The organism is Pseudomonas sp. LG1E9 (genome assembly GCF_003290225.1).
Lineage (GTDB): Bacteria > Pseudomonadota > Gammaproteobacteria > Pseudomonadales > Pseudomonadaceae > Aquipseudomonas > Aquipseudomonas cyclaminis.
Window position 1 is genome coordinate 2,733,614 of the sequence record NZ_CP029983.1, and the last position, 24,018, is coordinate 2,757,631.

At 60.6% G+C, this 24,018-nt stretch carries 24 protein-coding genes and 4 tRNA genes; 10 read left to right on the top strand and 18 right to left on the bottom strand.

Annotated elements, in window-relative coordinates; genetic code table 11:
- Positions 1–82: 82 nt before the first annotated feature.
- From sugE to rdgC, 3 genes are all read right to left on the bottom strand, one after another.
- Complete coding sequence (sugE, locus tag DNK50_RS12925) at positions 83–397, bottom strand: quaternary ammonium compound efflux SMR transporter SugE (RefSeq protein WP_016970241.1); 315 nt, start codon at positions 395–397, stop codon at positions 83–85.
- A gap of 105 nt (positions 398–502) precedes the next feature.
- On the bottom strand, positions 503–1,468 hold the full coding sequence (locus DNK50_RS12930; protein WP_099582815.1) for a bile acid:sodium symporter family protein: 966 nt from the start codon (positions 1,466–1,468) through the stop codon (positions 503–505).
- A gap of 93 nt (positions 1,469–1,561) precedes the next feature.
- Positions 1,562–2,482, bottom strand: coding sequence for a recombination-associated protein RdgC (gene rdgC / locus DNK50_RS12935; protein ID WP_099582817.1), 921 nt, complete (start codon positions 2,480–2,482; stop codon positions 1,562–1,564).
- A gap of 159 nt (positions 2,483–2,641) precedes the next feature.
- Here rdgC and DNK50_RS12940 point away from each other — a divergent pair.
- The 4 genes from DNK50_RS12940 to DNK50_RS12955 all read left to right on the top strand — a co-directional run bounded on the left by DNK50_RS12940 (position 2,642) and on the right by DNK50_RS12955 (position 3,161).
- A tRNA-Val gene (locus DNK50_RS12940) sits at positions 2,642–2,717 on the top strand.
- Positions 2,718–2,736: 19 nt separating this feature from the next.
- Positions 2,737–2,813, top strand: a tRNA-Asp gene (locus tag DNK50_RS12945).
- Positions 2,814–2,989: 176 nt separating this feature from the next.
- Positions 2,990–3,065 (top strand) — tRNA-Val (locus DNK50_RS12950).
- 19 nt (positions 3,066–3,084) lie between these two features.
- Positions 3,085–3,161: transfer RNA gene (locus DNK50_RS12955), tRNA-Asp, on the top strand.
- A gap of 79 nt (positions 3,162–3,240) precedes the next feature.
- On the opposite strand, the gene DNK50_RS29135 is transcribed toward DNK50_RS12955, so the two are convergent.
- From DNK50_RS29135 to DNK50_RS12965, 3 genes are all read right to left on the bottom strand, one after another.
- Positions 3,241–3,363 (bottom strand): hypothetical protein, encoded by a 123-nt coding sequence (locus tag DNK50_RS29135; RefSeq protein ID WP_256592825.1) that lies wholly within the window; start codon positions 3,361–3,363, stop codon positions 3,241–3,243.
- A gap of 108 nt (positions 3,364–3,471) precedes the next feature.
- On the bottom strand, positions 3,472–4,638 hold the full coding sequence (locus DNK50_RS12960) for a catalase family protein (RefSeq protein WP_112194378.1): 1,167 nt from the start codon (positions 4,636–4,638) through the stop codon (positions 3,472–3,474).
- Complete coding sequence (locus DNK50_RS12965; RefSeq protein WP_112194381.1) at positions 4,635–6,443, bottom strand: di-heme-cytochrome C peroxidase; 1,809 nt, start codon at positions 6,441–6,443, stop codon at positions 4,635–4,637. Before DNK50_RS12965 ends, DNK50_RS12960 begins: the two co-directional genes overlap by 4 nt.
- Positions 6,444–6,690: 247 nt before the next feature.
- Between DNK50_RS12965 and DNK50_RS12970 the strand changes: the two genes are divergently transcribed.
- From DNK50_RS12970 to DNK50_RS12985, 4 genes are all read left to right on the top strand, one after another.
- Entirely contained in the window at positions 6,691–7,422 is a 732-nt protein-coding gene (locus tag DNK50_RS12970; protein ID WP_099584450.1) for an FKBP-type peptidyl-prolyl cis-trans isomerase, read from the top strand.
- A 311-nt stretch (positions 7,423–7,733) separates the two neighbouring features.
- Positions 7,734–8,192, top strand: coding sequence for a YkvA family protein (locus DNK50_RS12975; RefSeq protein ID WP_112194383.1), 459 nt, complete (start codon positions 7,734–7,736; stop codon positions 8,190–8,192).
- 92 nt (positions 8,193–8,284) lie between these two features.
- The gene (locus tag DNK50_RS12980; protein ID WP_099584452.1) at positions 8,285–8,623 is read left to right on the top strand and encodes a helix-turn-helix transcriptional regulator; all 339 of its coding nucleotides are present in this window, start codon (positions 8,285–8,287) and stop codon (positions 8,621–8,623) included.
- Entirely contained in the window at positions 8,620–8,991 is a 372-nt protein-coding gene (locus tag DNK50_RS12985) for a hypothetical protein (RefSeq protein ID WP_005786715.1), read from the top strand. Before DNK50_RS12980 ends, DNK50_RS12985 begins: the two co-directional genes overlap by 4 nt.
- Here DNK50_RS12985 and DNK50_RS12990 read toward each other — a convergent pair.
- Complete coding sequence (locus DNK50_RS12990) at positions 8,988–10,757, bottom strand: bifunctional diguanylate cyclase/phosphodiesterase (RefSeq protein WP_112196933.1); 1,770 nt, start codon at positions 10,755–10,757, stop codon at positions 8,988–8,990. The two genes, DNK50_RS12985 and DNK50_RS12990, sit on opposite strands and share 4 nt — an antisense overlap.
- 118 nt (positions 10,758–10,875) lie before the next feature.
- A complete protein-coding gene (locus DNK50_RS12995) occupies positions 10,876–12,957 on the bottom strand; it encodes a carboxy terminal-processing peptidase (protein ID WP_177411518.1) in 2,082 nt (693 codons plus the stop codon).
- Between the two features lie 138 nt (positions 12,958–13,095).
- On the opposite strand from DNK50_RS12995, the gene DNK50_RS13000 reads away from it, so the two are divergent.
- Complete coding sequence (locus DNK50_RS13000; RefSeq protein WP_112194388.1) at positions 13,096–14,058, top strand: zinc-binding dehydrogenase; 963 nt, start codon at positions 13,096–13,098, stop codon at positions 14,056–14,058.
- A 128-nt stretch (positions 14,059–14,186) separates the two neighbouring features.
- Here DNK50_RS13000 and DNK50_RS13005 read toward each other — a convergent pair whose 3' ends face one another.
- The 6 genes from DNK50_RS13005 to DNK50_RS13030 all read right to left on the bottom strand — a co-directional run bounded on the left by DNK50_RS13005 (position 14,187) and on the right by DNK50_RS13030 (position 19,485).
- Entirely contained in the window at positions 14,187–14,840 is a 654-nt protein-coding gene (locus DNK50_RS13005) for an HAD family phosphatase (RefSeq protein WP_112194390.1), read from the bottom strand.
- A 29-nt stretch (positions 14,841–14,869) separates the two neighbouring features.
- Positions 14,870–15,859 carry an ABC transporter ATP-binding protein gene (locus DNK50_RS13010; RefSeq protein WP_099584456.1) on the bottom strand — a complete coding sequence of 330 codons (990 nt, stop codon included), beginning with the start codon at positions 15,857–15,859 and terminating at the stop codon, positions 14,870–14,872.
- On the bottom strand, positions 15,856–16,656 hold the full coding sequence (locus tag DNK50_RS13015) for an ABC transporter permease (protein WP_099584457.1): 801 nt from the start codon (positions 16,654–16,656) through the stop codon (positions 15,856–15,858). The genes DNK50_RS13010 and DNK50_RS13015 overlap by 4 nt, the downstream gene beginning before the upstream one ends.
- On the bottom strand, positions 16,643–17,479 hold the full coding sequence (locus tag DNK50_RS13020) for an ABC transporter permease subunit (RefSeq protein ID WP_112194392.1): 837 nt from the start codon (positions 17,477–17,479) through the stop codon (positions 16,643–16,645). Before DNK50_RS13020 ends, DNK50_RS13015 begins: the two co-directional genes overlap by 14 nt.
- Positions 17,476–18,282, bottom strand: a complete 807-nt coding sequence (locus DNK50_RS13025; RefSeq protein ID WP_112194394.1) for an alkaline phosphatase family protein — start codon at positions 18,280–18,282, stop codon at positions 17,476–17,478. The genes DNK50_RS13020 and DNK50_RS13025 overlap by 4 nt, the downstream gene beginning before the upstream one ends.
- Positions 18,283–18,408: 126 nt before the next feature.
- On the bottom strand, positions 18,409–19,485 hold the full coding sequence (locus DNK50_RS13030) for an ABC transporter substrate-binding protein (protein ID WP_112194395.1): 1,077 nt from the start codon (positions 19,483–19,485) through the stop codon (positions 18,409–18,411).
- 353 nt (positions 19,486–19,838) lie between these two features.
- Here DNK50_RS13030 and DNK50_RS13035 point away from each other — a divergent pair, with 353 nt between their 5' ends.
- A complete protein-coding gene (locus tag DNK50_RS13035) occupies positions 19,839–20,564 on the top strand; it encodes a UTRA domain-containing protein (RefSeq protein ID WP_099584460.1) in 726 nt (241 codons plus the stop codon).
- Here DNK50_RS13035 and DNK50_RS13040 read toward each other — a convergent pair.
- From DNK50_RS13040 to DNK50_RS13055, 4 genes are read right to left on the bottom strand one after another with little or no spacing between them, the layout of a single operon-like run.
- Entirely contained in the window at positions 20,545–21,459 is a 915-nt protein-coding gene (locus DNK50_RS13040) for a metal ABC transporter solute-binding protein, Zn/Mn family (RefSeq protein WP_099584461.1), read from the bottom strand. The two genes, DNK50_RS13035 and DNK50_RS13040, sit on opposite strands and share 20 nt — an antisense overlap.
- Positions 21,459–22,358, bottom strand: coding sequence for a metal ABC transporter permease (locus DNK50_RS13045; RefSeq protein WP_099584462.1), 900 nt, complete (start codon positions 22,356–22,358; stop codon positions 21,459–21,461). Before DNK50_RS13045 ends, DNK50_RS13040 begins: the two co-directional genes overlap by 1 nt.
- A complete protein-coding gene (locus DNK50_RS13050) occupies positions 22,355–23,101 on the bottom strand; it encodes a metal ABC transporter ATP-binding protein (protein WP_112194397.1) in 747 nt (248 codons plus the stop codon). Before DNK50_RS13050 ends, DNK50_RS13045 begins: the two co-directional genes overlap by 4 nt.
- Complete coding sequence (locus DNK50_RS13055; RefSeq protein WP_112194399.1) at positions 23,098–24,018, bottom strand: metal ABC transporter substrate-binding protein; 921 nt, start codon at positions 24,016–24,018, stop codon at positions 23,098–23,100. The genes DNK50_RS13050 and DNK50_RS13055 overlap by 4 nt, the downstream gene beginning before the upstream one ends.

Sequence of the window (24,018 nt, forward strand, 5' to 3'; positions counted from 1 at the left end):
GCCCCCTCCCACATTTGACCGAGTTGTTCTGACAAGCGCGGTCCAGTGTGGGAGGGGGCTTGCCCCCGATGGCGGTAGCGGCCTAAGTGCTGATCTTAAGCCCAACAAGCCCGCAGATAATCAACGCCACACTCGCCAACCTAAACAGCGCCATGGATTCCCCAAACAGGATAATCCCGGCAATCACAGTGCCCACGGCACCGACACCGGTCCAGATGGCATAGGCGGTGCCCAGTGGCAGCTCCTTCATGGCCAGCCCCAGCAGGCCAAGGCTGATGGCCATCGCCGCAATGGTCAGGGCGGTGGGCAGTGGCTTGCTGAACCCGTCGGTGTACTTCAGGCCCACGGCCCAGCCGACTTCAAACAACCCGGCAAAAAACAGAATGATCCAGGACATGATGACCTCGCTTATTCAGGCGGGGTCGTCCCCGGATTCAACGCTCGTTGGCGTCGCGAGGTCGTCCCCGCGAAGCCCGTAGAGTGCCGAAAACGGATCAGGCGATCAAGTTTGTGGGGTGTTCTCCAAGATACGACGGTCTTCCTTCTCGCTCATGCGACGGAAGTACGTCGACAGCAACGCCCCGGAAATATTGTGCCAGACACTGAACAGCGCACTCGGCACGGCAGCCAGCGGCGAGAAGTGCGCACTGGCCAGCGCGGCGCCCAGCCCGGAGTTCTGCATGCCCACCTCCAGCGCCAGCGACTTGCGTTGCGCCAAAGGCAACTTGAACAGGCGCCCGGTGAAGTAGCCCAGCAGGTAGCCGAAGCTGTTGTGCAGCATCACCACGGCCATGATCAACAGGCCCGATTCGGCGATCTTCGCCTGGCTGGCCGCAACCACCGCCGCGACGATGATCACGATGCTGACCACCGACACCAAGGGCAATACGTCCACCGCATGGCGAACCCGTTCGCCCAGTACGCGCTGGGCGACCACACCAAGCACGATCGGCAGCAGCACCACTTGCAGGATCGACCAGAACAACTCCATGAACGATACGGGCAGCCAGGCCGAGGCCAGCAGCCAGATCAATGCTGGCGTGAGCAGCGGGGCGAGGAGGGTGGTGACGGCGGCGATGGCCACCGACAACGCCAGGTCGCCACGGGCCAGCCAGGTCATCACGTTGGACGAGGTGCCGCTTGGGCAGCAACCGACGAGGATCACGCCGACGGCAATTTCCGGCGGCAGGTGAAACACCTGGCACAGCAGCCAGGCCACGCCGGGCATGATCACAAAGTGCGCAACCACGCCGAGGGCCACACGCCAGGGGTGGCGAGCGACTTCGGCGAAGTCATCGAGTTTGAGGGTCAGCCCCATGCCGAACATCACCAGCCCCAGCAGCGGGACGATGGCGCTTTTCAGGCCGATGAACCAGCTAGGTTCGAGGAAGGCCAGCACGGCAAAAATCAACACCCAATAGGCGAAGGTATTGCCGACGAAGCGGCTCAAGGCGGCGAGTGCGCGCATGGCAGTGTCCTTGTTGTTAGATTCTTGAAGTACACATGCGATCAAATGTGGGAGGGGGGGAGGCCCCCGCCCACATTTTGATCTTCACATGGCTTAAATGCCCTGTGGAGTTTCTTCACCGCCCAGTGCTTCAACCAACGCCGGCAGGAACTCGCCGAAGGTCAGCATCATCAACGTAAAGCTCGCATCCAGTTGGCCCAGGGCTTCGTCGCCGCCGTCCTGTTCCGCCTGGTCTTGCAGCAAGTCTTCGAACTTCAGGCGCTTGACGGTCATCTTGTCGTCGAGCATGAAGGACAGCTTGTCCTGCCAGGCCAGCGACAGTTGAGTCACGACTTTGCCGGTGGTCAGGTGCAGTTGGATTTCTTCGCCAGTCAGGTCCTGGCGCTTGCAACGCACGATGCCGCCGTCTTCGTGGGTGTCACGCAGCTCACATTCGTCGAGGACGAAAAAGTCATCGGCCGGTTTCTGGGTGGTGACCCAGTCGGTCATGATCGCGATTGGTGCGGTTTTCACGGTGAGCGGACGTACTGGCAACGTGCCGATCACTTCACGCAGGGTGGAGAGCAGGTCTTCGGCGCGTTTCGGGCTGGCCGAGTTGACCAGGATCAGGCCTTGTTTCGGCGCAATGGCGGCGAAGGTCGACGAGCGACGGATAAATGCGCGGGGCAGGAAGGCCTGGATGATTTCATCCTTGATCTGATCGCGTTCCTTCTTATAGACCTTGCGCATCTGCTCGGCCTCGATCTCTTCAACTTTCTCTTTAAGCGCGTCACGCACTACGCTGCCCGGCAGGATGCGTTCTTCCTTGCGCGCGGCAATCAGCAGGAAATCTCCGCTGACGTGAACCAGGGGAGCGTCTTCACCTTTACCAAAAGGCGCGACGAAACCGTAAGTGGTCAACTCCTGGCTTGCACAAGGGCGCGCCAGTTTGGTGGCCATTGCAGTTTCCAACGCCTCGGCATCAACAGGCAGATCTTGGGTCAGGCGATAGATAAGCAGGTTCTTGAACCACATGGGGTGAGTCTCTCCTTTATACAAAGGGGGGCATTATTCTCTTGATAGCGCCCCAGGCCAACCCTGCCTAAGCTATTGGAAGGCCTCAAAAAAAAGATTTAAGAAAGTGCTTGCCAGACCATAGGTCGCTCCGTAGAATGCGCGCCACACCGAGACGAAGGGTGATTAGCTCAGCTGGGAGAGCATCTGCCTTACAAGCAGAGGGTCGGCGGTTCGATCCCGTCATCACCCACCATTCGCTTCATGTGTTACGCGCAGCGGTAGTTCAGTCGGTTAGAATACCGGCCTGTCACGCCGGGGGTCGCGGGTTCGAGTCCCGTCCGCTGCGCCATATTCGGTAACCTGGAATGCTGAACGCCAGGTCACCACAGAAAGCCCGCTCATTGAGCGGGTTTTTTTTGCCCGAAATATGGCAAAAAATCGTGCGGTGAACTTTTTTTAAATAAATTGCATTTAAATCAAGACATTACGATTTTTTGGTGTATGATGCGCCCACACCGAAACGAAGGGTGATTAGCTCAGCTGGGAGAGCATCTGCCTTACAAGCAGAGGGTCGGCGGTTCGATCCCGTCATCACCCACCATTCGCTTCATGTGTTACGCGCAGCGGTAGTTCAGTCGGTTAGAATACCGGCCTGTCACGCCGGGGGTCGCGGGTTCGAGTCCCGTCCGCTGCGCCATATTCGGTAACCTGGAACACTGAACGCCAGGTCACCACAAGAAGCCCGCTCAATGAGCGGGCTTTTTTTTGCCTGCGATTTATACCGTTGGTTTTTTCTTGCGTGGCTGGCGGCGCGTCGCCATGTGATCAAAGAAAAAAGAGGCGGTACCGAACACGGCGATCAAGGTCAGTAAGAGCATGCCAAGGGTCGAGCTTTCCACGGTTATTTCCGACGTGACGGGGTAAGCCTTCACCGTAGAGGTGGGACGCAAACAGCTCAATAGACCCGACGCATTCTTTACGGCGTCGGGCCCATTGGTACGCACTTTTTACGGCGCGTTCCGGCTGTGACGATAGTCGCTGACGGCCTCATACACCGCCTTGCGCAAGCGGTTGATGCCGCCGATAGGGCGGTGCTCCGCCACGCCAAACCAGGGGTTGAATGACTGGTTGTCACAGGCCAGGTTCAGCTCAGGCGTATCGAAATCCTGGGCCGGGATCCGCACCTTGGCCACGCTTTCGTACGGCGCGTCGCTTTCCTTCCATTCGATGCTCGTGTCTTCGATCGGCATGAATTTCTGCGGGTTCTGCCGCTGGATCTGCAACACGAAACAGGCCGGCACGCGGTCGGTGGACAATTGCTGGCTCAGGGCGCTGCGCAGGAAGTTCGGCAGGTCCTGGTTCTGCTTGGGCAGCGCGTATTCGGGGCAGCTTTGCGGGTCGGGTGCGACGCGGAACTTGGCGTTGGCCGCGCCGAACTTGTAGGGCGATACGGAAAAGTACGTGGTCTGCGTCGGGCTGGCCGGTGCGGGCGCCAGGGTTGCCAGGGCGATAAACAGATGGCGCACTTGCCAACTGCGCGGGTCGGCCTTGGGGAAGAACGCCAGGACTTTCTTGCCATCGGCCTGGGCACCGATGTTCTGCGCGTATTCCGCCACATCGCTGACGAAGAAGTTCGGATGGCTGAACATCACGAAGTCCTGTTCGGCACGGGTTTGCTGGTCGGCGAGCAACTGTTTGCCCGGCACACCAAGCAGCTTGATCGCCATGCCACGGGCATCACGAATGCTGTCGAACTGCGGGTAGGCGTTGCCGTTCGACAGCCGCATCAGCGCCTGCCAGGTCTTGCCCGGTTCGGCGAACACCCCCTGGCGCAACGCCGGGTCGAGGTCGGCGAGCACGCTGACTTCGGCCTTCACGCAACCGTGGGCCTTGGCGTGGGCATCACGCAGGTAGCGCGTGCCTTCGCGGTGCTGGTCGACGATGCGCACGGCGGTCTGGATGATGCCCTGGGTCATTGCCGCTTCACCCGGCGGGATCTGCTCATTGGGCGACACCGGTCCGCTGTGCTGCCAGGCGTACCAGGCGGTAGCGGCCAGCCAGCCGAGCAAGCCCAGGCCCATCAGCCACAGCAAGCTCTTGCCGAGGAATCTACCCATGCGCAGCCACAGGCGGGCGAGCAGGGACGGTTGGTCGTATCGAGATCGGATCATCATGGCAGTTGTTGCTCCAGCGGGCCGCCCAGCACTTTGAGGTATTCCAGCAGCGCCCAGCGTTCCTGCGGCAGCAGGCCGCGGCCGATGACGCCGTTGCCACGAGCGCCGGCCCGGAATTCGTGGCCGCTGTTGTGGTTGCCGGTGATTTTGGTATCGAAGACAAAGGCATTCTTGAACGCCGTGGTCTCAAAGCCGAGATGGCGCGGGTCGTAATTGAAGGTGCCTTTATAGAAGGTGGTGCTGCGCTCGTCCTGGGGCGAAAGCAGTTGGTAGATTGTCGGCACCGAACCGTTATGCAAAAACGGCGGCGTGGCCCACACGCCGGCCAGTGGGCGTGCCTTGTAGGCGCGCAGCTCGCGCACGCCAATCGGCAGGCCGTAGCCATCCATGCGCGGGCGCTCGGCCGGGGTGACACCGGCGGCGCGGTAGGCGTGGTCTTCGACAAAGGCAGTGACATAGGCCAGGCCCTTGGCCACAGACATACTTTTCGGGTCCAGGGGCTCGGTCGGTGTCGGGTGCAATTGGACATTCAGCTTGGCCAACTCCGCCGGGTCCCATTGCAGGGCGCTGAGGTCGTAGCGCTGGTCGGCGATATTGCTGGCAGTGCCGGGGTCGGTGCCGATGTAGTCCACCGGCAGCATTTTCAGGGTTTGCACCGGGCGACCACCTTCCTGGCTGACAGTGGGCACGTGGCAGCCGGCGCAGTTCTCGGCGAACAGCGCTCGGCCTTGGGCGGCGAGCGGCTTGTCGACGGCGCCGAACAACTCCTCGGGCCAGGTAGGCGGTTTGAGGCGTTGCAGGGTTTCTTCGATCAGGTTGAGGTCGCGCACGCGTACGCTGGACGGATAACGTGCATCGCCTTGAAGGGGCTGGCCCGCGCCATCGAAAAACGTCAGGGTCGCACCCACGCCGAGGGCTTCGCCGATATTGCGTGCCATAGGCTGCTGGGCCGAGCCGTTCCATTGCACCCAGTCGAAGGTCCAGATGTCCCACAGTTGCGGGTAGTCCACCGGTGCGTTGGCGACGCGATAATTTTCCGGGGAAATGGCATCGCCAAAGCTGGCGTTGGCGATGCGGCCAAACGCATCGGTACGCCCTGGGCCTTCTTCGGTGGGGTAAAGGCCACGGTGGGTGTCGTTCCAGGCGACCTTGAGGAATTGGTTCAGCGACTGCTTGAAGTCCTGGCGCAGCTGGCTGTGCTCGGCCTCGTAGCGATCGCCCAGCACTTGGCGGGCGAAGCGCTCAAATTTCCATGGGTTGTAATAGGTCGCGGCCAGGCTGGCGACCAGGGCCTGGCCGAAGCTGCCGCCGCGCAAGGTGGGCACGCTGGATGGCAGCACATGTTGCGCCGAGCCGCCGTCGATCCGCAGAGCCTGGCCCTTGAAGTGCAATTCGCCGGTGTGGCAGGCGGCGCAGGTGATATCCAGGTACTCAACGTTGCTGCCAGCGTTTTTATGGCGGGCAAACCCTACGGGCAGGTTGCCGGGGTTTTGTGTGGTGGGCACTTGCTTGGGATCCACCAGGAAGCCGAAGCGCGCCAGGTATTGCGGCGTGGCAAAGCGTTCCTCGGCGAACGGCAGCTCCAGGGCGGTGAACCAGTCGTAATGCAGGCCTTTTACCTGGGTGCCCTGGGGCGTGAAGTAATAGGTCTGGCGGTCGGCGGCACTCCACTGGTCCTGGTAGTGCACCTGCTCCACAGGCACGTAGTCCGGTAGCTTGGGGTTGACGGTGTAATAGATCACCACGGCCAGCAACAGGACCAGAAGGGTGAATATCAGGAGTAAAACACGGGAAAAAATGCGCAAGATAACTATCCTTGTCGAGTTGTCGCGTTGTTATGCCACTACGGCACAAGTGCGGCAAGTGGCCATGAGCCCGTTGGCAGGCGGTCCCGCGATCCTTCGCGGGTGCTCATCATGAATGAAAATGCTTTTAAACACGTGAACTTATCGGAAGTTTCCTGCTCACATGCCGGTAGCCATTGGTCGTGGCCGCCTGATAAGCTCGCGACTTTATTCGAATGCCCTATTGGCGCATGAACAAGGAAATAGCATGAAACAGCATCGGTTGGCGGCGGCGGTGGCCCTGGTTAGCCTGGTACTTGCGGGTTGTGATTCGCAGACCAGCGTAGAGCTGAAAACCCCGGCGCAGAAAGCTTCCTACGGCATCGGCCTGAACATGGGCAAAAGCCTTGCTCAAGAAGGCATGGATGACCTGGATTCCAAAGCAGTAGCCCAGGGCATCGAAGATGCCGTCGGCAAGAAAGAGCAGAAGCTCAAAGACGACGAACTGGTAGAGGCGTTCGCCGCACTGCAAAAGCGTGCTGAAGAACGCATGACCAAAATGAGCGAAGAGTCGGCTACCGCCGGCAAGAAATTCCTCGAAGACAACGCCAAGAAAGACGGAGTCGTTACCACCGCTTCCGGTCTGCAGTACAAGATCACCAAGAAAGCCGATGGCGCCCAGCCTAAGCCGACTGACGTGGTGACTGTTCACTACACCGGTAAACTCACCAACGGCACCACTTTTGACAGCTCCGTGGATCGCGGTAGCCCGATTGACCTGCCGGTCAGCGGTGTGATCCCGGGTTGGGTCGAAGGCCTGCAACTGATGCACGTCGGCGAGAAGGTCGAGTTGTACATCCCATCCGACCTGGCCTACGGCGCTCAGAGCCCGAGCCCGGCGATTCCAGCCAACTCCGTGCTGGTTTTCGACCTGGAACTGCTGGCCATCAAGGACCCAGCCAAGGCTGAAGCCCCTGACGCACCAGCCGCCAAGAAGTAACAGGCGCCTGAACACACAACGCCCCGTCTCGACGGGGCGTTGTTGTATCTGAAGCTTGCACATTGCGGTTCGGGCAAATCCAAACGAACGTCCCTGGGCGGTAACAGTCTGATATAAGACTGACGCACGACTAGCCGCACGCAATCGCCAAGTCAATGAAATCTTGGGTTTTTTTGATGTGCGCAAAAAACGCCCGATCTGACTGCAGGCCTTGTAAACCGTGGCTTTCAGCCAGTAAAACAGGCTCTGTTCACAAGGTTATCCACAATTTGTGTGGATAACCTTTCTGTTTGATGGAACTGGAGTGACAGATGAAACCACCCTTCAATTTCACCCGCTTCCTGCCCATGGCTGCACGCTTGCTGGGCCGTGGGCGTCTGCCGACCCTGCTGTTCGCGGTCGCCGCCAAGGGGTCGAGCCAAGGCAATCGCCTGGGCAAGCTCAAGGACGATTTCAAGTTGCTCCAATCTCTGTGTCTGGCCTACTGGCGGGGCGAGTATCGAGCCATCAGCCCCAAAGCGCTGATCTCGGTGGTGGCGGGGCTGATGTATTTTCTGAGCCCGATTGACGCGATCCCGGACTTTATCCCGATGTTCGGCATGCTCGATGACATCGCCGTACTTGCGTGGGTCATGAAGGCCCTGGAGGGCGAACTGAGCGCTTTTCGCGCCTGGCGTGACGCGCAGCGCCCGGAAAAACTTGCAGTGGTTGAGCGCCTGCCTGCGACGCCCGCGTTGCTGGCCAAGGAAAACCCGCAAAAAAACGGATGAGGTGGCTATCCCCTGCGACCTTTGTGGCTGTTAGGATTACACTCCTAAGGAAAGAACTTACTCAGTAAGTGCAGTTATCCTACGGGGCAGTCATGGATATTCAGATAATTTCACGCGATGGCGAACCGGAATACGCGGTGTTGCCATGGGATCAGTACCAGGCGCTGCTAAAAGCTGCCGGTCAGCAACAACCTTCACCGACTCCTCCTCCTACTGTCCAAGCCGCACCTGACCAGGACTTGCGTGCGCTCGCAGACCTACGCGGCTTGCGTGAAGCCAAGGGGCTGGCCATTGAAACCCTGGCCCGCACCGTGGGCATCAGCCCGTCGTATCTCGGATTGATCGAAAGTGGTGAACGCCAGCCGGATGCCGCGATCCGCCGCAGCCTGGCTTGGGAATTGGGCGTTGCAGGTTGGAGGGATGAATCTTGAGCCTACGTATCAGTCGTCAACACTGGGATGGGTTGCTTAACGAACTGGACCAGGCGCGCCGCCAGCGCCATCTGTTGACCTACCGCGCGCTGCTGGAGCGCCTGCAATTTCCGACGCCGGCGATGCAAACCCTGGCCGCAGCCCTGGAGCATCTGGCCGCGTTGGACGCCAAGGCCGAGCAACCGCTGCGCAGCTCCCTGGTGATCAGCCAGGGCGCCAGCCGCCTGCCGCGTACCGGTTTCTTTGAGTGCGTGGAGCGCCTTGGGCGCTTCAGCGGACCCTCCGATGGCGTGGCCGCTGCGTCCTGGCACGCCTCTGAAGTGGTGCGGGTGTTTGAATACGAGTACCCGGAGTCTGCCGAGGCTTAGAGCGCCTGGGGCAGCACGTCCATGCTGTCGATCACATGGATGCTGTAACCGGCCACATCCTTGGCATGGTGCTTGGCCTGCGACGCCAATTCCGCCAACTGGCTGGCATCGAGTTGTCCACAGGCCTGTGGATACAAATGCACCACCCCAATCGACAACGACAGCAGCGCAAACTCCTGGCGCACGCCCTGACGGTTCAGTGCCACGAAACAACCGGCGTCCAGATGCTCCGCGCGGTAGAAACGCCGGCATTGGGTGTGGAAGTCATCCAGCAACTGGTTGAGCCGCTTGCGCCAGTCCTGTGGCCCGAGCACCAGCAAAAAGTCATCGCCGCCGATATGCCCGACAAAGTCGCGGCTCGGGTCGACCCGGTCGTTCAGGCACTGCGCCAGGCACAGCAACACCTCGTCCCCACGGCCATAGCCGTAGATGTCATTGAACGGTTTGAAGCTGTCGATATCCACGTAACAGATCACTGATTCACGCTGTTGCTGCAACAGCCGCGTGAGGCACTGCTGGATCGGTACGTTGCCGGGCAGCAGGGTCAGCGGGTTGGCGTAGCGGGCCTGCTGGATCTTCAGTTCGGTGATCAACTTGAGCACATCGATCACCCGACCCAGGCCCAGGTAATCGGCATTGAGCGTGATGATGAAGTCTTCTTCGATGCGTTGCCGTGCGCGGCTGGTCAGCAAACGGCTGACCTGCTGCAGTGACTGGCTCAGCTCAACCGCCAGAAAATCGGTGCTCATCAAGCGGCTGATGGGTTTGCGGGCGAAGAGATCGGTGGCAAACGGCTTGAGCAGCGCGTCGGATAGCGAATGCCGGTGGACGATACCCACGGGGTGTCCGCGCTCATCCAGCACCGCCAGGGAATTAAGGTTGGCCTGGCGGCGGAATGCCTCCAGCACCTTGGCCGTGGCGGTGTCCTGGTCCACCGCTGGTTGCTCGTTGAGGAGGGCGCTGAGGTCGCTGCCTTCATCGTTGAGCACCACCGTGGATTGGTCCGGTTTGGGCAGCATCAGCCGTGCTTCCTGCGGCGGTTGTTCTTGTGGGCGGCAGAGCAGGTAACCCTGGACCAGATCGACACCCATCTCCGTTAACACCGCCAGTTCTTCCGGCAGTTCGATACCTTCGGCGATGACTTGGGCACGGGACGCCCTGGCGATTTGCAGGATCGAGCCGACAAACTCGCGCTTGAGCGCATCCTGGTGGATACCGTCGATAAAGTGCCGGTCGATCTTCACGTAGTCCGGGCGCAGCTCCGACCACAAGCGCAGGCTGGAATAGCCGGCACCCAGATCATCCAGAGCGATTGAAAAGCCCATGTTGCGGTAATGGTGCAGGGCGGTTTGCAGTAGGTCGAAATCGTCGGTGGGGGTTTGCTCGGTGAGTTCGATCACCACTTGGCTCGGCGCAATACCGAAGTCGCGCAGCAGTTGCAGGGTGCGTCCCGGTTGGTGCGCCGTTTCCATCAAGGATTCTGGCGAGATATTCAGGAACAGCTTGCCCGGCAGCTTTTGATCACTGAAGCGGCGGCATGCGCTTTCGCGGCAGGCCATTTCCAATTCGCTGAGGCGCCCGGCCTGGCCGGCCACCGAGAACAGGGCGACGGGGGAGTGCAGCGGGCTGTTGGACGGCCCGCGGCTAAGGGCTTCGTAGCCGAGGATGCGCCGTTCAGACAGGCAGATGATCGGTTGGAACAGGCTGTGCAAACTGCGTTGAGCCAGGATAGAGCCCAATGCATTCAGCTGTTCGGTCATGGTCATGGCGATCTCGATCGAAAAAAAAGGACCGCAGGCGATGAGCCTGCGGTCCTTCATTTCACGACAGAATGATGTCTATATGATGACACTCCGGAGAGCGATCACATTAAATCGCCATCATTTACTGCTTGGCCACCTGTTTGGTGATTTTCAGGTAGTCCAGCAGGATCCGGCCTGTCTCGGCCAGGTAAGCGTCGTCTTCCGGTTTGGTTTTATCCGCTTCGGTCGGCAGCGCGTCTTCGTCTTCTTTCTTCAGCTCCTTGAGTGGTTCTTCGCCCTTGGCCTTGCGGCGGACGTTTTCCAGCACAAGTTGCTTGTTTTCGATATCGCTGTGCTGCGCGCGACGGTCCACTTCGTTGAGGCTGACGGTTTTTTCTTCCATCAACTTCTTGGCCAGGGCCAGCTTGTCGCGGATAAACACGAACTCGGCATCCTTGGCGGAGCGGGTGTCGTGGTCAGCCTTCAACTGCGTGAGGAACGGCTTGAATGGATCCGAAGCAGGCTTGATCGCAGGACGGATGGTGTCCCACGGCATGGCTTCCGGCAGGGCGCTTTCGCCGATTTCCTTGGTGTCGATGATCGACGGGAAATCGATGTCCGGCAGTACGCCCTGGTGCTGGGTGCTCTGCCCGGAAACCCGGTAGAACTTGGCCAGCGTCAGCTTGAGTTCGCCATGGTTCAGCGGCTGGATCGTCTGCACGGTGCCTTTGCCGAAGGTCTGGCCGCCGATGATCAGCGCACGGTGATAGTCCTGCATGGCGCCGGCGAAAATCTCCGAAGCCGAGGCCGAGAGGCGGTTGACCAGCAACGCCATCGGACCTTTGTAGAAGGCGCCCGGGTTCTCGTCTTCGAGCACGTCGACACGGCCGTCAGCATTGCGCACCAACACGGTCGGACCTTTGTCGATGAACAGACTGGTCAGCTCGGTGGCTTCCTGCAGGGAACCGCCGCCGTTGTTGCGCAGGTCGATAACCACGCCGTCGACTTTTTCTTTCTGCAGTTCCGTGAGGATTTTCTTCACGTCGCGGGTGGTGGACTTGTAGTCCGGATCGCCAGCTCGGAAGGCTTTGAAGTCGAGGTAGAAGGCCGGGATTTCGATGACGCCCAGTTTGTAGTCCTTGCCATCCTGCTTGAGGTTGAGGACTTTCTTCTGCACGGCCTGGTCTTCGAGTTTCACCGCTTCACGGGTGATGGACACGATCTTGCTGGTCTGGTCGTTTGGCGCATTGGTGTGCGGAATCACTTCCAGGCGCACCACGCTGCCTTTCGGCCCGCGGATCAGCTTGACCACTTCGTCCAGGCGCCAGCCGACCACATCGACCATCTCTTTGTCGGCCTGGGCCACACCGATGATCTTGTCCGCCGGAGCGACCTGCTTGGTCTTGTCTGCCGGACCGGCCGGCACCAGACGCACGATCTTCACTTGGTCATTGTCGCTTTGCAGGACGGCACCGATGCCTTCCAACGACAGACTCATATTGATATCGAAATTTTCCGCGTTATCTGGCGACAGATAATTGGTGTGCGGGTCGTAGGACATTGCGAAGGTGTTGATGTAGGCCTGGAAGATATCTTCGGCACGGGTCTGGTCCAGACGCGCCAGTTGATTCTTGTAGCGCTTGGTCAACAGCTCCTGAATGGCCTTGGGGTCTTTGCCGGCGATCTTCAGGCGCAGCACTTCGTCCTTGACGCGTTTGCGCCACAGGTCGTCGAGGGCGGCGGTGCTGGTCAGCCAAGGCGCGTCCTTACGGTCCACCAGAAGGGTTTCCTTCTGGGTGAAGTCGAGTTTGTCGGTACCTTTGTTCAGCTCAGCCAAGGCGAAGTCCAGACGCGCTTTGACGCGGTCCAGGTAACGCTTGTAGATGGTGAAGCCGGGCTGCAGGTCGCCGCTCTTGAGGAAGTCGTCGAACTGCATCTTCCACTTGTCGAACTCAGCGATATCGCTGGCCAGGAAGTAGCTGCGCGACGGATCCAGCAGCTTGAGGTAGCTGTCGTAGATGATCACCGAGCGAGCGTCGTCCAGCGGCGGCTTGCTGTAGTGATGGCGCTTGAGCAACTCGACCACGTTAAGGCTGGCAATCACCTCGTCGCGATCCGGTTGAAGGTTGTCCCAGCTGTTGGCTGCGAACGTATTGGTCGACATCGACGTGAAGCCGAGACCAATGAAAAGAGCGAGGGCGGTGCTGGGGAACAGATGCTTCATGCTGATTCGACGCGGGGGCAATTGATAACGCATATTAGGCCGTCTTTGAAGTTGCCGGTTCCATAGGGGCCGGTCGCATAATGCAAAAAGCCCGGCGCTACTGCTACGGGCTCAGTCCAGACTCACTATGGAGGCACTGTGAAAGCATTGCAAGGCGTTGAAGGTCATGTGGAGTGGTTGGACGAACCAAGTCCTACATGTGACGTAGGCCAAGTTCGCATTCGCGTGGCGGCTGCGGGTCTTAATCGCGCCGATTTATTACAGCGTGCCGGACTCTATCCGCCGCCGCCTGGCGCCAGCGCTGTGCTGGGCCTGGAATGTTCCGGCGTGATCAGCGAAGTGGGGCCAGGTTCTTCGTGGCAAGTGGGTGATCGCGTCTGTGCCCTGCTCGCCGGGGGTGGCATGGCCGAAGAAGTGGTGGTGGATGCGCGCCACGTGCTACCGGTGCCGGAAGGTTTGTCGTTGATTGAAGCGGCGGCCTTGCCCGAGGTGTACAGCACCGCCTGGCTCAATCTGTTCCAGCTGGCAGGCCTCAAGCCCGGCGAGAAAGTGCTGCTGCATGCCGGTGCCAGTGGCGTGGGCTCGGCGGCCATCCAGCTGTGCAAGGCGTTTGGCAGCCCGTGCTGGGTCAGCGTTGGCTCGGCGGAGCGCCTGGCTTATTGCGAGGAACTGGGCGCCCAGGGCGGCGTGGTCCGTACCGACGGGATCGAAGGGCTGCGCGACTTCGGGCCGTTCGATGTGATCCTCGACCCGGTGGGTGGCAACTATGCGGCGCTGGACCTCAAGCTGCTGGCGCTGGATGGACGCTGGGTGTTGATCGGTTTGATGGGCGGCCGCGAGGCGCAGATCGATTTGGCGCAGGTGCTGGGCAAGCGGGTGCAACTGCTCGGATCGACCTTGCGCAGCCGCAGTGATCAGTTCAAGGCTGACCTGTTCAGTGATCTGAGCCAGCATGTGTGGCCACTGTTTGGTGACGGGCGACTGAGCCCGCAATTGGCCAAGACGTACCCGATCAAGGATGCCGAGGCCGCGTTTGCCGAGTTGGCGACTAACCAGATCGCCGGGAAACTGGTGCTGGTAATTGACGAAAGCCTGGCCTGATCCCGGATTGGAATAGGGTCAATGTAGGAGGGGGCTTGCCCCCGATGACGGTGTTTCAGTGAAGAATGTTTCATCTGACGAACCGCGATCGGGGGAAAGCCCCCTCCCACATTTGGATCTCAGTTGAGTCAGACCCAATGGTGGATCGGCCAACCTGCCTTTTCAGCATGCTCGCGCAACACCGGGTCCGGATTCACCACCTGCGGGTGGTCCACCTTGAGCAGCAACGGTAGATCATTGCGCGAATCCGAATAAAAATAGGCCCCCTCCAGCGTTTCACCTTCCTGCTCCAACCACTCCAGCAACCGCGTGATCTTGCCTTCGCGATAGGTCAATACACCGACGGTATGGCCGCTGTACACGCCATGGCTGACGTCCAGCTCAATGCCCAGTACCTCATCGATACCGATGCGCGCGGCAATCGGTTTCACCAGATGGGTGCCCGATGCCGAGATCACCAGAATCCGGTCGCCGTTGGCTCGGTGCCTGGCGATGGTCTTGGTGGCGTCGCTGTAGATCAACGGTTCAATCACGTCCTCCACCCACGGCCCGACCAGGTGATCAATCTCTTCCTGGGTACGGCCGATCATCGGCTCCAGGCTGAAGTCCATGAAGTCCTCCATGCGCAGCTTGCCCTGGCTGTAGGCCTCCATCAGTTCATTGTTCTTGCGCATGAACGACTCCGGGTCGACCCAGCCCAGGCGGCCCATCTGCTCGCTCCACAAGGTGGCGCAGTCGCCGTGGATCAAGGTCTCGTCCAGATCAAAAATTACCAATGCCATCCGTCACGCTCTCTTTGTAAATCGTTGCATCAGGCTACTTCACACAGCGCACTGGGGTCGATGGAAAGTGCCAGGCGCTGGCCGTCCGGGTGCAAATCGTCGGCCGAGCGGTTGAGCACGTCCACCACCAATTCCACGCCACGGGCTTCGATGCGGTAGCGGATGACGTTGCCCAGCAGGCTGTGGCTGCGCACCAGTGCATCCAGCTCGCCGCTGCGGCTCAGCTCGATGGCCTCGGGGCGAATTGCGATGCGCCCGCTGATCGGGCGTTGCAGCAACTGACTGGCCTTATCGGCATCCAGCAGGTTGTAGTTGCCGATAAAACCGGCGGCGAACACGTCGATCGGCGCCGTATAGAGGGTCTCGGCATCGCCGCTCTGCACAATCTTGCCCTGGTTCATCAGGAAGATGCGGTCGGACATGGTCAGGGCTTCTTCCTGGTCATGGGTCACGAAAATCGTGGTCAGCCCCAGCTCGCGCTGGATCTGACGGATCTGCTCACGCAGGTGCTTGCGAATCCGTGCGTCCAGCGCCGACAGCGGTTCGTCCAGCAGCAACAGGCGCGGGCGTGTGACCAGCGAACGGGCAAGGGCCACGCGCTGGCACTGGCCGCCCGACATCTGGTGCGGGTAACGCCCGGCCAGGTCCTTGAGCTCCACCAGTTGCAGGACTTCCTGCACGCGCTTGTGGCTGTCGTCGGCGTTGACCTTTTGCATGCGCAGGCCGAAGGCGACGTTCTGTTCCACGGTCATGTTGGGGAACAGCGCATAGCTCTGGAACACCATGCCGATGTTTCTTTTCTGCGGGCTCAGCGGGACGATGTCCTGGCCATCGAGCAGAATTTTCCCACTGTCCACCGAGGTCAGGCCGGCGATGCAGCGCAACAGGGTCGACTTGCCGCACCCGGACGGACCGAGCAGTGTGACGAACTCGCCCTTGGCAATTTCGCAGTTGATATCACTGAACACCGGGGTGCCGGCGTAGCCCTTTTGCAAATGTTGGACGCTGACGAAGCTCATTGGCTTTTGTCCTTGTTCAAGGTATTGGCGGCCCAGGTCAGCACCAGCACAAAGAAGAAATAGGAAATCACGACGGCACTGGTGAAGTGGCCGCTGCTGTTGCGCATGTTGTTGAGGTAGACCTGCAGGGTTTCGTAGCGGGTGCCCACCAGGATGTTGGCGAACACGAACTCACCGAACAGGAACGAGAACGACAGCAACAGCGCCACCATCAGACCTTTACGCAAGTTGGGCAGGACCACGAAGATTGCCGCCTGCCAAGTGCTGGCACCCAGCAGTTGCGAGGCGTCCATCAGGTCGCGCAGGTTGATGGCTTGCAGGTTGTTGGTGATTGCCCGGTACATGAACGGCAGCGCCACGGTGAAGTAGCAGCCGATCAGAATCCACGGCGTGCCGACCATCGCCAACGGCCCGGAACCGTAGAGCTGCAGCAGGCCCACCGATGACACCACCGGCGGCACCGCGAAGGGCAGCAGGATCAGGATGTTCATCAACGCGTCGAGCTTGGGAAAGTGGTAATGCACCACGAACAGCAACGGCAGGATCAGCACCACCGACAGGATCAACGCGCCGACGCACACCAGCAACGATTGACCGAAGGCCATCAGAAAGCGCGGGTCGCTCCACAACTGCACGTACCACTTCACAGTGAAGCCAGCCGGCAGGATGGTCGCCGACCAGCTGCTGGCGATGGAGTAGACAAAGGTGCCCACCAGCGGCAACACCAGGATCGCAAACAGCAGGTACACCACTACACGGTGGTAGAGGGAGGCCGGGCCGGCTTCAGCGCGAGACATGGTAGCTCCTCTTGAGCAGCAGTTGATGGACCACCGTGACCAGGGTCATCAGCGCCACCAGCACCACGGCCAGGGCGCTGGCCATGTTCGGATCCAGGGACACATCGCCGGAAACCAGCCCTGCGATACGGATCGGCAGCACGTTGAAATTGCCGGTAGTCAAGGCGTAGACCGTGGCGTAGGCGCCCAGGGCATTGGCCAGCAGGATCACGAAGGTGCCCAGCAGCGCAGGCGTCAGCACCGGCAACCCGATATGCCGCCAGAACTGCCAGCCATTCGCACCGAGCAAGGCCGCCGACTCGCGCCAGTCTTCACGCAGCGCATCGAAGGCCGGGTACAGCAACAGCACGCCGAGGGGGATCTGGAAGTAGGTGTAGAGGATGATCAGCCCGGTCTTGGAATACAGGTTGAAGTCCTGAATGATCCCGGCCTGCTTGAGCATGAGCGTGATGCTGCCGTTGAACCCGAGCAAAATGATGAACGCGAACGCCAGGGGCACGCCGGCAAAGTTGCTGGTCATGTTGGCAAAGGCGGTGACGAAATTGCGCAGTGGCCCGTCGACGCGGCGTAGCGAATAACTGCCGAGGGTGGCGATCACGATGCCGAAAATGCTGGAGTAGAAACTGATCTCCAGGCTGAACTGGATCGCTTGCCGGTAGAACTTCGAGCTGAAGATGCGGGTGAAGTTTTCCAGGCCCCAGCCGGCTTCTTCGGTCTGCAAACTGTTGATCAGTACCCACACCAGCGGGGCGATCTCGAACACGATAAAGAACAGTGCGAAGGGCACCAGGCATAGCAGGGCCAGCCATTTGCCTCGGCTCATTTCAACAGCTCCCGGCATACAGGTTTGTCGTGGGGCACGCCCAGCAGTTCGCAGACGGTGCCGCACAGGTCGGTCTGTTTCGGCGTAGCGTTGGCGTCCAGGCTGAAGGCGTCGCCAAGGACGAACAGCGGCACTTGCCGTTCTTCCGGCAGCAGGCCGTTGTGGGAGCGGTCGTTGTTCATGCCGTGGTCGGCGGTTACCAGTACCTGGTAGCCGGCGTCGATCCAGCCTTGCAGGTAATCAGCCAGGATGATGTCGGCCGAGCGCGCACTGTTGCGGTATTGCGCGCTGTCGAGGCCGTGCTTGTGGCCGGCGTCGTCGATGTTCATCGGGTGCACCAGCAGGAAGTCCGGCGAATGCTTGAGTCGCAGGCTTTCGGCGTCGGCGAACAGGTGGGAATCGGGGTAATGGTCATTCCAGTAGAAATGTCCGTGCTGGATCGCCAGCGCCTTGTCGTCGGTGTGACGATCGCGGGCCGCGAGAAAGGGCGTGCGGTTATACAACTCGCTGACCCAATGGTAAGCCGCCGCCGCGGTGGTCAGGCCGGCGTCGGTGGCGTAATGGAAAATGCTGCGCTGGTTCGACAGGCGCGCGACCTGGTTGTGCACGATGCCGCTCTGGATCGGTGGCACGCCGGTGAGGATGCATTCATACAGTGGGCGGGACAGCGAGGGCAGTTCACATTCCAGCGTGTAGAGGGCTGCGCGTCCTGCGCCGACATAGGCCTGCAAGTGCCCCATGGCGTGCCTCGCGACCTCGAAGTTGAGGCCATCGAGCACGACAAGGATGACTTTGTGCTTCATGGGGGGGAGACGCTCCGCAACAATAGACTTGACTCCATTTCCTGGAGGAACGAGGTCAAAACTGTGGGAGGGGGCAAGCCCCTCCCACATTGGATCTCCACAGTGTCTCTAATGTGGGTGATCGGCTTACTTCATCTCTACGATGACCTGCTCGTTCCACAGTTGCGGCAGCTTCTTGGAAGTTGCTTCCCAGGCATCGGCATCCTTGATCGGTTGCGGGTTGGCCTTGGTGTACTGTTCGCCCGGGATCAGGTTCTTGGCGATCTCGGCCGGCAGTTTCAGGTCGGTTTCCGCACGGATCGGCCGCGCATTGCCCTTGGCCAGGTTGAGTTGGCCGGCGTCGCTGAAAATGTACTCGCGGGTCAGCTTGGCGGCGTTCGGGTGCTTGGCGTATTTGTTGATGATGGTGGTGTAGCCGGATTTCACCGAGCCGTCCGAGGGGATCAGCACCACGTAATCATCCGGGTTGGCCATCTTGGCTTTGTAGCTCAGGCCGTTGAAGTCCCAGACGATGCCCACTTCGACTTCGCCTTTTTCCATGGTGGCGATGGTCGGGTTGGACAGGCCGAGTCGACCTTGCTGGGCGATCTTGGTGAAGAACTGCAGGCCTGGCGCGATGTTCTTTTCATCGCCTTTGTTGGCAATGGCGGCAGCCAGCACGGCGTTGGACGCCTGCGCCGCGGTGCTGACGTCACCCACAGATACTTTGTATTTGCCGGTTTGCAGGTCGGCCCAACTGGTGGGGACTTCGGAACCGTGCAGCAGCTTCTTGTTGACGATAAAAGCGATGGTGCCGGTGTAGGCCAGGGCCCAGTGACCATCCTTGTCTTTTGCCCAATCCGGCACCGAGGCCCAGGTGGACGGTTTGTACGGCTGGGTCACTTCCTGCTTCACCGCAATCGGGCCGAACGCGGCGCCGACGTCGCCGATATCGGCGCTGGCATTGTCTTTTTCGGCCTTGAACTTGGCGATTTCCTGCGCCGAGCTCATATCGGTGTCGATGTGCTTGAGGCCGTAGGTCTTGGCCAGGTCTTCCCAGGTGCCTTTCCAGTTGGCCCAGTCATCGGGCATGCCGACGCTGTTGACGGTGCCTTCCGCTTTCGCGGCGGCTTCGAGAGTTTTTAGATCGGTATCAGCGGCCATGGCGGCGGTGCACATGGCAATGGTCGAGCCTAACAGTGATGCCAGGAAAAGCTGTTTCATCCGAAGCTCCTTTGGGCGTTTTCAACGCTGCGTTTTTATGAACGTTTGCGGTGGTGTTGGTCTAGGTCAGAGCAATACCTGAGCCAATCTAGGCTCGATGGATGACAGTTTCATGTCGATGTCGTTTTTAACCTGTCGATGTCGCTCAGCACAGACTGAGCGTAGACCATGCCCAAGTGCCCGCAGGCTCGGGACTTGGCCGATGTATTGCAAGACATGCGGCATACACTTCAGGCGAGCTGTCATCTGTCGGTCATCTGCAATGCCTACGCTGGCACTCAGTCGCAAGGGCCCGGTTGCGCAGTGTTTTATGCACCTGAACGGTGCTGGTCTAGTCCAGAAAGGTAACGTTGATGCGTGATGAGGCAATCAAGGCGGTGACCTCCATCGGCCTGGCGCTGCAAGAGCAGATCGATCATGGACTTTTGCCGCCCGCCAGCAAACTGCCCGCCGAGCGTAAGCTCAGCGAGTTGTTTGGTACCACCCGGATCACCGTGCGGGAAGCCTTGTTACAACTGGAGGCCCAAGGGCAGATTTATCGTGAGGAGCGCCGTGGCTGGTTCGTGTCCCCGCCGCGATTGGCCTACAACCTGATGCAGCGCAGCCACTTTCACGCAATGGTCAACGATCAGGGCCGCGTGGCCTCCACCGAAGTGATTTCTGCGCGGCTGCAACCGGCGTCGGCGGCGGTGTGTGCGTGGTTGCAACTGCCGGCCTTGTCCAGCGTGATCCAGATCTGCCGGCACCGGCGGATCGATGGTCGTTTGGTGTTGTACGTGGAGCACTACCTGAACCCGCAGTATTTTCCGGGGATTCTTGAGTGTGACCTGAATCAGTCGATGACTGAGTTGTATGCGCGCAAGTACGACTTGCATTACGGGCGGGTGCGCTTCGAGATTGTGCCGACATCACTGCCGATCGAAGCCGCCGCCGCATTGCGCGTGTCGGTGGGTAGCCCGGGCTTGAGGATTGCCCGGGTCAACTATGACCAGCACCAGCGGTTGATCGACTGCGACCTGGAGTTCTGGCGGCATGATGCGATTCATGTGGGCGTGGATGTCATGAGCTCAGCGTCTTGATCACCTGATCCACATTGGTTTCCAACTCAGTCACCGGGTCGGCGCCGTCGACATTCAGCACCAGCAGCTTCGAGCCACCTGCCGTGATGGCGGCTTTCACCGCCTCACTCGGCTGGCGATGGTGCAGCACCACGGCCACGTCGTTGTCCTTCAACTGGGCACTGAGTGCCTGTAACGCCTCAGGCGTCCAATCGGCATCCGGCCGTGCATCGGTGCGAACCAGTTCCAGGTTCAGGCTACTGACCAGATACCCAAAGTGATCGCTCAAACTGACCACACTCAGGTTGTCCGCCTTGGCCAATCGGGCTTCGCTGTCGGCGGTGAGCTTGAGCAGGCGTTGCTTGAGCGCGGCCAGGTTGGCGTCGATCCTGGCCTTGGCGCTCGGTGCCAGACGGCTCAGGTCGGTCGATAGCACGTCGGCCATGCGCCCCAGATTGTTGCTCGATTGCCAGGGCTGGCTGTTCAGCCCATCGGCTACGCCAGGTTGCACGGCGATCCCCGGCAAACCGCCGTCCACCGGGCGAGCGGCATCGACTTCGACAATCCGGATGTTGCTGCGCCGTGCCACGGGGTACAGCGGATCATCGGCCCACAATGAGCGAAGGCCAATAGCGGCATCGGCGTCCTGGGCCAGCGCGCTCAGTGCGGGGGCGCCACGGCCGGTGAAGTACGACACCTGGCGCGAGCCTGGCAGGTTGGCCGGGGCCGCGCGCTCAAGCTGCACGTCGGTGCCCTTGAGCAGCACCTCGGCCAGGCCGTAAGTGATGGGCAGTGAGGCCAGCACCTTGACCGGTCTGGCGGCATGGGCAGCCGGTTTTACTGCCTCGGCGGCCATCAGCGGCAGGGCGATTAAACAGGCGATGGTCAAGGCCAGAGGTTGAAGAGCAGAGCGCATTATCCAAGGTTCCCTTTGAGGCTGGGCACGGTGCCGCGCGCGATGGCGGCAAGGGCGAAGGCGATACCGGCCATCAGGATGATCGCGGCACCGGAGGGGATCGGCAGGTCGAAGATGATCGGCAACAGGATCCCGCACAGGGTGCTGACGGTGGCGATCACTACCGAGATCCAGAAGAAGCCTTTGAGTGACTGGCTCAACAGGCGTGCGGCGGCGGCGGGAATCACCAGCAGGGCGCCGACCAGGATCGCGCCGATGACTTTGACTGCCGCGACGGTGATCAGCGTTACCAGGATCACGAACAGGTAGTCCAGGGTCTTCACCGCTACCCCGCGCACTGCCGCCAGTTGCGGGTTGAAACTGGCGAGCATGATGCGGTTGTACAGCGGCAACGCCAGGGCCATCACCAGCGAGCCGACAATCGCCAGCACCAGCAGGTCGTTACCGTTGACCGTCAACACCGAACCAAACAGCACGTTTTCCAGGATGTGCACGTTGATCTTGCCCGCCAGGATCAGCAGCAGGCTCGCGCCCAACGCCAGGGACACCGACAGGAATACGCCGATCAGGGTGTCCGGCGCCAGGCCGGTGCGGTTGCGCAGGTAATTGAGCAGGATGCCGAACAGCAGGCAGTAACCAAACAGGCTGCCGTAGGGACCGGTGTAGGGTTCGCCGAGCAGGATGCCCACGGCGACGCCGGTCAACGCGGCATGGCCAACTGCTTCGGAGAAAAACGCAAAGCGCTTGACCACCACCAGCGTGCCCAGGCCGCCGAGCACCGGGCCGATCAGCAAACCGGCGAGCAGGGCGTTGACCACAAAACCATAGGCCAATGCTTCGGGTAGATAACCGGATGAGGCCCAGCCCTGGACCATCAGGCGAAACGCTTCATAACTCATTGCGCCGGGCTCCGAGGGTGGGTGGAAAACAGGGTCAGCAGGCGGTCCGGGGTCAGTGCCTCTTTGGGGGTGGCATCAAACAGCACGCGGCGGTTCAGGCCGGTGACGCGGTCGGCCAGGCGGCCAACGGCTTCCAGGTCGTGCTCGATCCACAGCACGGTGATCCCGGCCAGGCGCCAGTCATTGAGCAGTCGCTCAAACACCTGGATACCGGCTTCATCGAGCGCCGACATCGGCTCATCCAGTACCAGCAACTGCGGCGCCGGAATCAGGCCCTGGGCCAGCAGCACGCGCTGGCGTTCACCGCCGGACAGCGCGCCCATGCGCCGCTTGCGTTTATCCTGCATGCCAACCCGTTCCAGGGCCTCGCCAATCGCAGCGGCGTAATGTTTGGACAAACCCAGAAACGCCGGGCGCCGCTGGCACATCGCGGCCATGAAGTCATCCACGGTCATCGGCAAGCCCCGGTCGAATTCCAGCGCCTGAGGCACATAGCCGATGGTGCCTGGCGTTGTCGGCCACGCCAGACTCAAGCGCCCTTGGTGCGGGGTTTGCCCCAGGAGAGTCTTGATCAGCGAGCTTTTGCCGCCGCCATTGGGGCCGACCAGCGCATGGATGCTGCCCGGTTGTACCTGAAAACTCACGCCGTCGAGGATCACGGTGCGGCCCAGGGTCAGTGACACGTTGTCGAAGTCGAGTGTCGGGCCGACGTTGGCGACCCTTAGCTGTTCTGCCGCCGTCATGTGCCCGACTCCTGAATCGCCCGGACCACAGTGTTGAGGTTGCCGGTCATCTCCACTTCGTACTTATCGGCGCTGTATTCGCCGTAGGAAATGTGTGAAAGCGGGTAGAGCTTGACCCCGGATTCACGCTGGATGGTGTCGACGTAGGTGGACGGGAAATCCATCTCCGAGAAGATCACTTTCACATCCAGGGCGCGCAGTTCGTCGATGGTCTTCTTCAGCTGGCTGGGGCTGGGCTCAATGCCGTGGGCGGGCTCGACCACGGCGGTGACTTCCAGGCCAAATTCACGCAGCAGGTAGTCGTAGGCCGCATGCACCGTGGCAACGCGCAGGTCCGGGTTGGGCGCGCTGGTCAATTTGGCGAGGGCGTCGGCGCGCATCTGGCGCAGGCGTTTGCCATAGGCACGGGCGTTCTGGGTGTAGGCCTTGGCGTTGTCCGGGTCGAGCTTGCCCAGCTCACGGGCGATGTTGTTGACCTGGGCAATCGAGGCGCTGATCGACAGGAAGGTGTGCGGGTTGACCACCTTGCCCGCACCGCGCGCGGCATTGCCGGTGGCGGCCAGCAATGGCACGTTGGCGTTGGCTTCGATCACCGTAATGTCCGGGCGCTCGCTGGTGGCGATCATGCGGTCGGCGAAGTCATCATGACCGACGCCATTGAGCACGATCACGTCCAGGGTGCCAATGCGCTTGATGTCTTCGGCACGCGGCTCGTAGGCATGGGGGTTGAAACCGGCGGGAATCAGCGGCACCACGTCGGCCTTGTCGCCGACGATATTGGCCACGTAGCTGTAATAAGGATGCAGGGTGATGCCGATACGCAGGCGTTTAGCCGCCTCGGCATTGGCCAGCGGGGCGAGCATCAGGCTCAGCAGACTGACCAGCAACAGGCGCAACAGGGGGGATGAAATAGACAT

Excerpts from the sequence above, each read along its gene's own strand:
- sugE (WP_016970241.1), bottom strand. The coding sequence starts at position 397 with ATGTCCTGGATCATTCTGTTTTTTGCCGGGTTGTTTGAAGTCGGCTGG.
- DNK50_RS12930 (WP_099582815.1), bottom strand. The coding sequence starts at position 1,468 with ATGCGCGCACTCGCCGCCTTGAGCCGCTTCGTCGGCAATACCTTCGCC.
- rdgC (WP_099582817.1), bottom strand. The coding sequence starts at position 2,482 with ATGTGGTTCAAGAACCTGCTTATCTATCGCCTGACCCAAGATCTGCCT.
- DNK50_RS12960 (WP_112194378.1), bottom strand. The coding sequence starts at position 4,638 with ATGATGATCCGATCTCGATACGACCAACCGTCCCTGCTCGCCCGCCTG.
- DNK50_RS12970 (WP_099584450.1), top strand. The coding sequence starts at position 6,691 with ATGAAACAGCATCGGTTGGCGGCGGCGGTGGCCCTGGTTAGCCTGGTA.
- DNK50_RS12975 (WP_112194383.1), top strand. The coding sequence starts at position 7,734 with ATGAAACCACCCTTCAATTTCACCCGCTTCCTGCCCATGGCTGCACGC.
- DNK50_RS12980 (WP_099584452.1), top strand. The coding sequence starts at position 8,285 with ATGGATATTCAGATAATTTCACGCGATGGCGAACCGGAATACGCGGTG.
- DNK50_RS12990 (WP_112196933.1), bottom strand. The coding sequence starts at position 10,757 with ATGACCATGACCGAACAGCTGAATGCATTGGGCTCTATCCTGGCTCAA.
- DNK50_RS12995 (WP_177411518.1), bottom strand. The coding sequence starts at position 12,957 with ATGAAGCATCTGTTCCCCAGCACCGCCCTCGCTCTTTTCATTGGTCTC.
- DNK50_RS13005 (WP_112194390.1), bottom strand. The coding sequence starts at position 14,840 with ATGGCATTGGTAATTTTTGATCTGGACGAGACCTTGATCCACGGCGAC.
- DNK50_RS13010 (WP_099584456.1), bottom strand. The coding sequence starts at position 15,859 with ATGAGCTTCGTCAGCGTCCAACATTTGCAAAAGGGCTACGCCGGCACC.
- DNK50_RS13015 (WP_099584457.1), bottom strand. The coding sequence starts at position 16,656 with ATGTCTCGCGCTGAAGCCGGCCCGGCCTCCCTCTACCACCGTGTAGTG.
- DNK50_RS13020 (WP_112194392.1), bottom strand. The coding sequence starts at position 17,479 with ATGAGCCGAGGCAAATGGCTGGCCCTGCTATGCCTGGTGCCCTTCGCA.
- DNK50_RS13025 (WP_112194394.1), bottom strand. The coding sequence starts at position 18,282 with ATGAAGCACAAAGTCATCCTTGTCGTGCTCGATGGCCTCAACTTCGAG.
- DNK50_RS13030 (WP_112194395.1), bottom strand. The coding sequence starts at position 19,485 with ATGAAACAGCTTTTCCTGGCATCACTGTTAGGCTCGACCATTGCCATG.
- DNK50_RS13035 (WP_099584460.1), top strand. The coding sequence starts at position 19,839 with ATGCGTGATGAGGCAATCAAGGCGGTGACCTCCATCGGCCTGGCGCTG.
- DNK50_RS13040 (WP_099584461.1), bottom strand. The coding sequence starts at position 21,459 with ATGCGCTCTGCTCTTCAACCTCTGGCCTTGACCATCGCCTGTTTAATC.
- DNK50_RS13045 (WP_099584462.1), bottom strand. The coding sequence starts at position 22,358 with ATGAGTTATGAAGCGTTTCGCCTGATGGTCCAGGGCTGGGCCTCATCC.
- DNK50_RS13050 (WP_112194397.1), bottom strand. The coding sequence starts at position 23,101 with ATGACGGCGGCAGAACAGCTAAGGGTCGCCAACGTCGGCCCGACACTC.
- DNK50_RS13055 (WP_112194399.1), bottom strand. The coding sequence starts at position 24,018 with ATGTCTATTTCATCCCCCCTGTTGCGCCTGTTGCTGGTCAGTCTGCTG.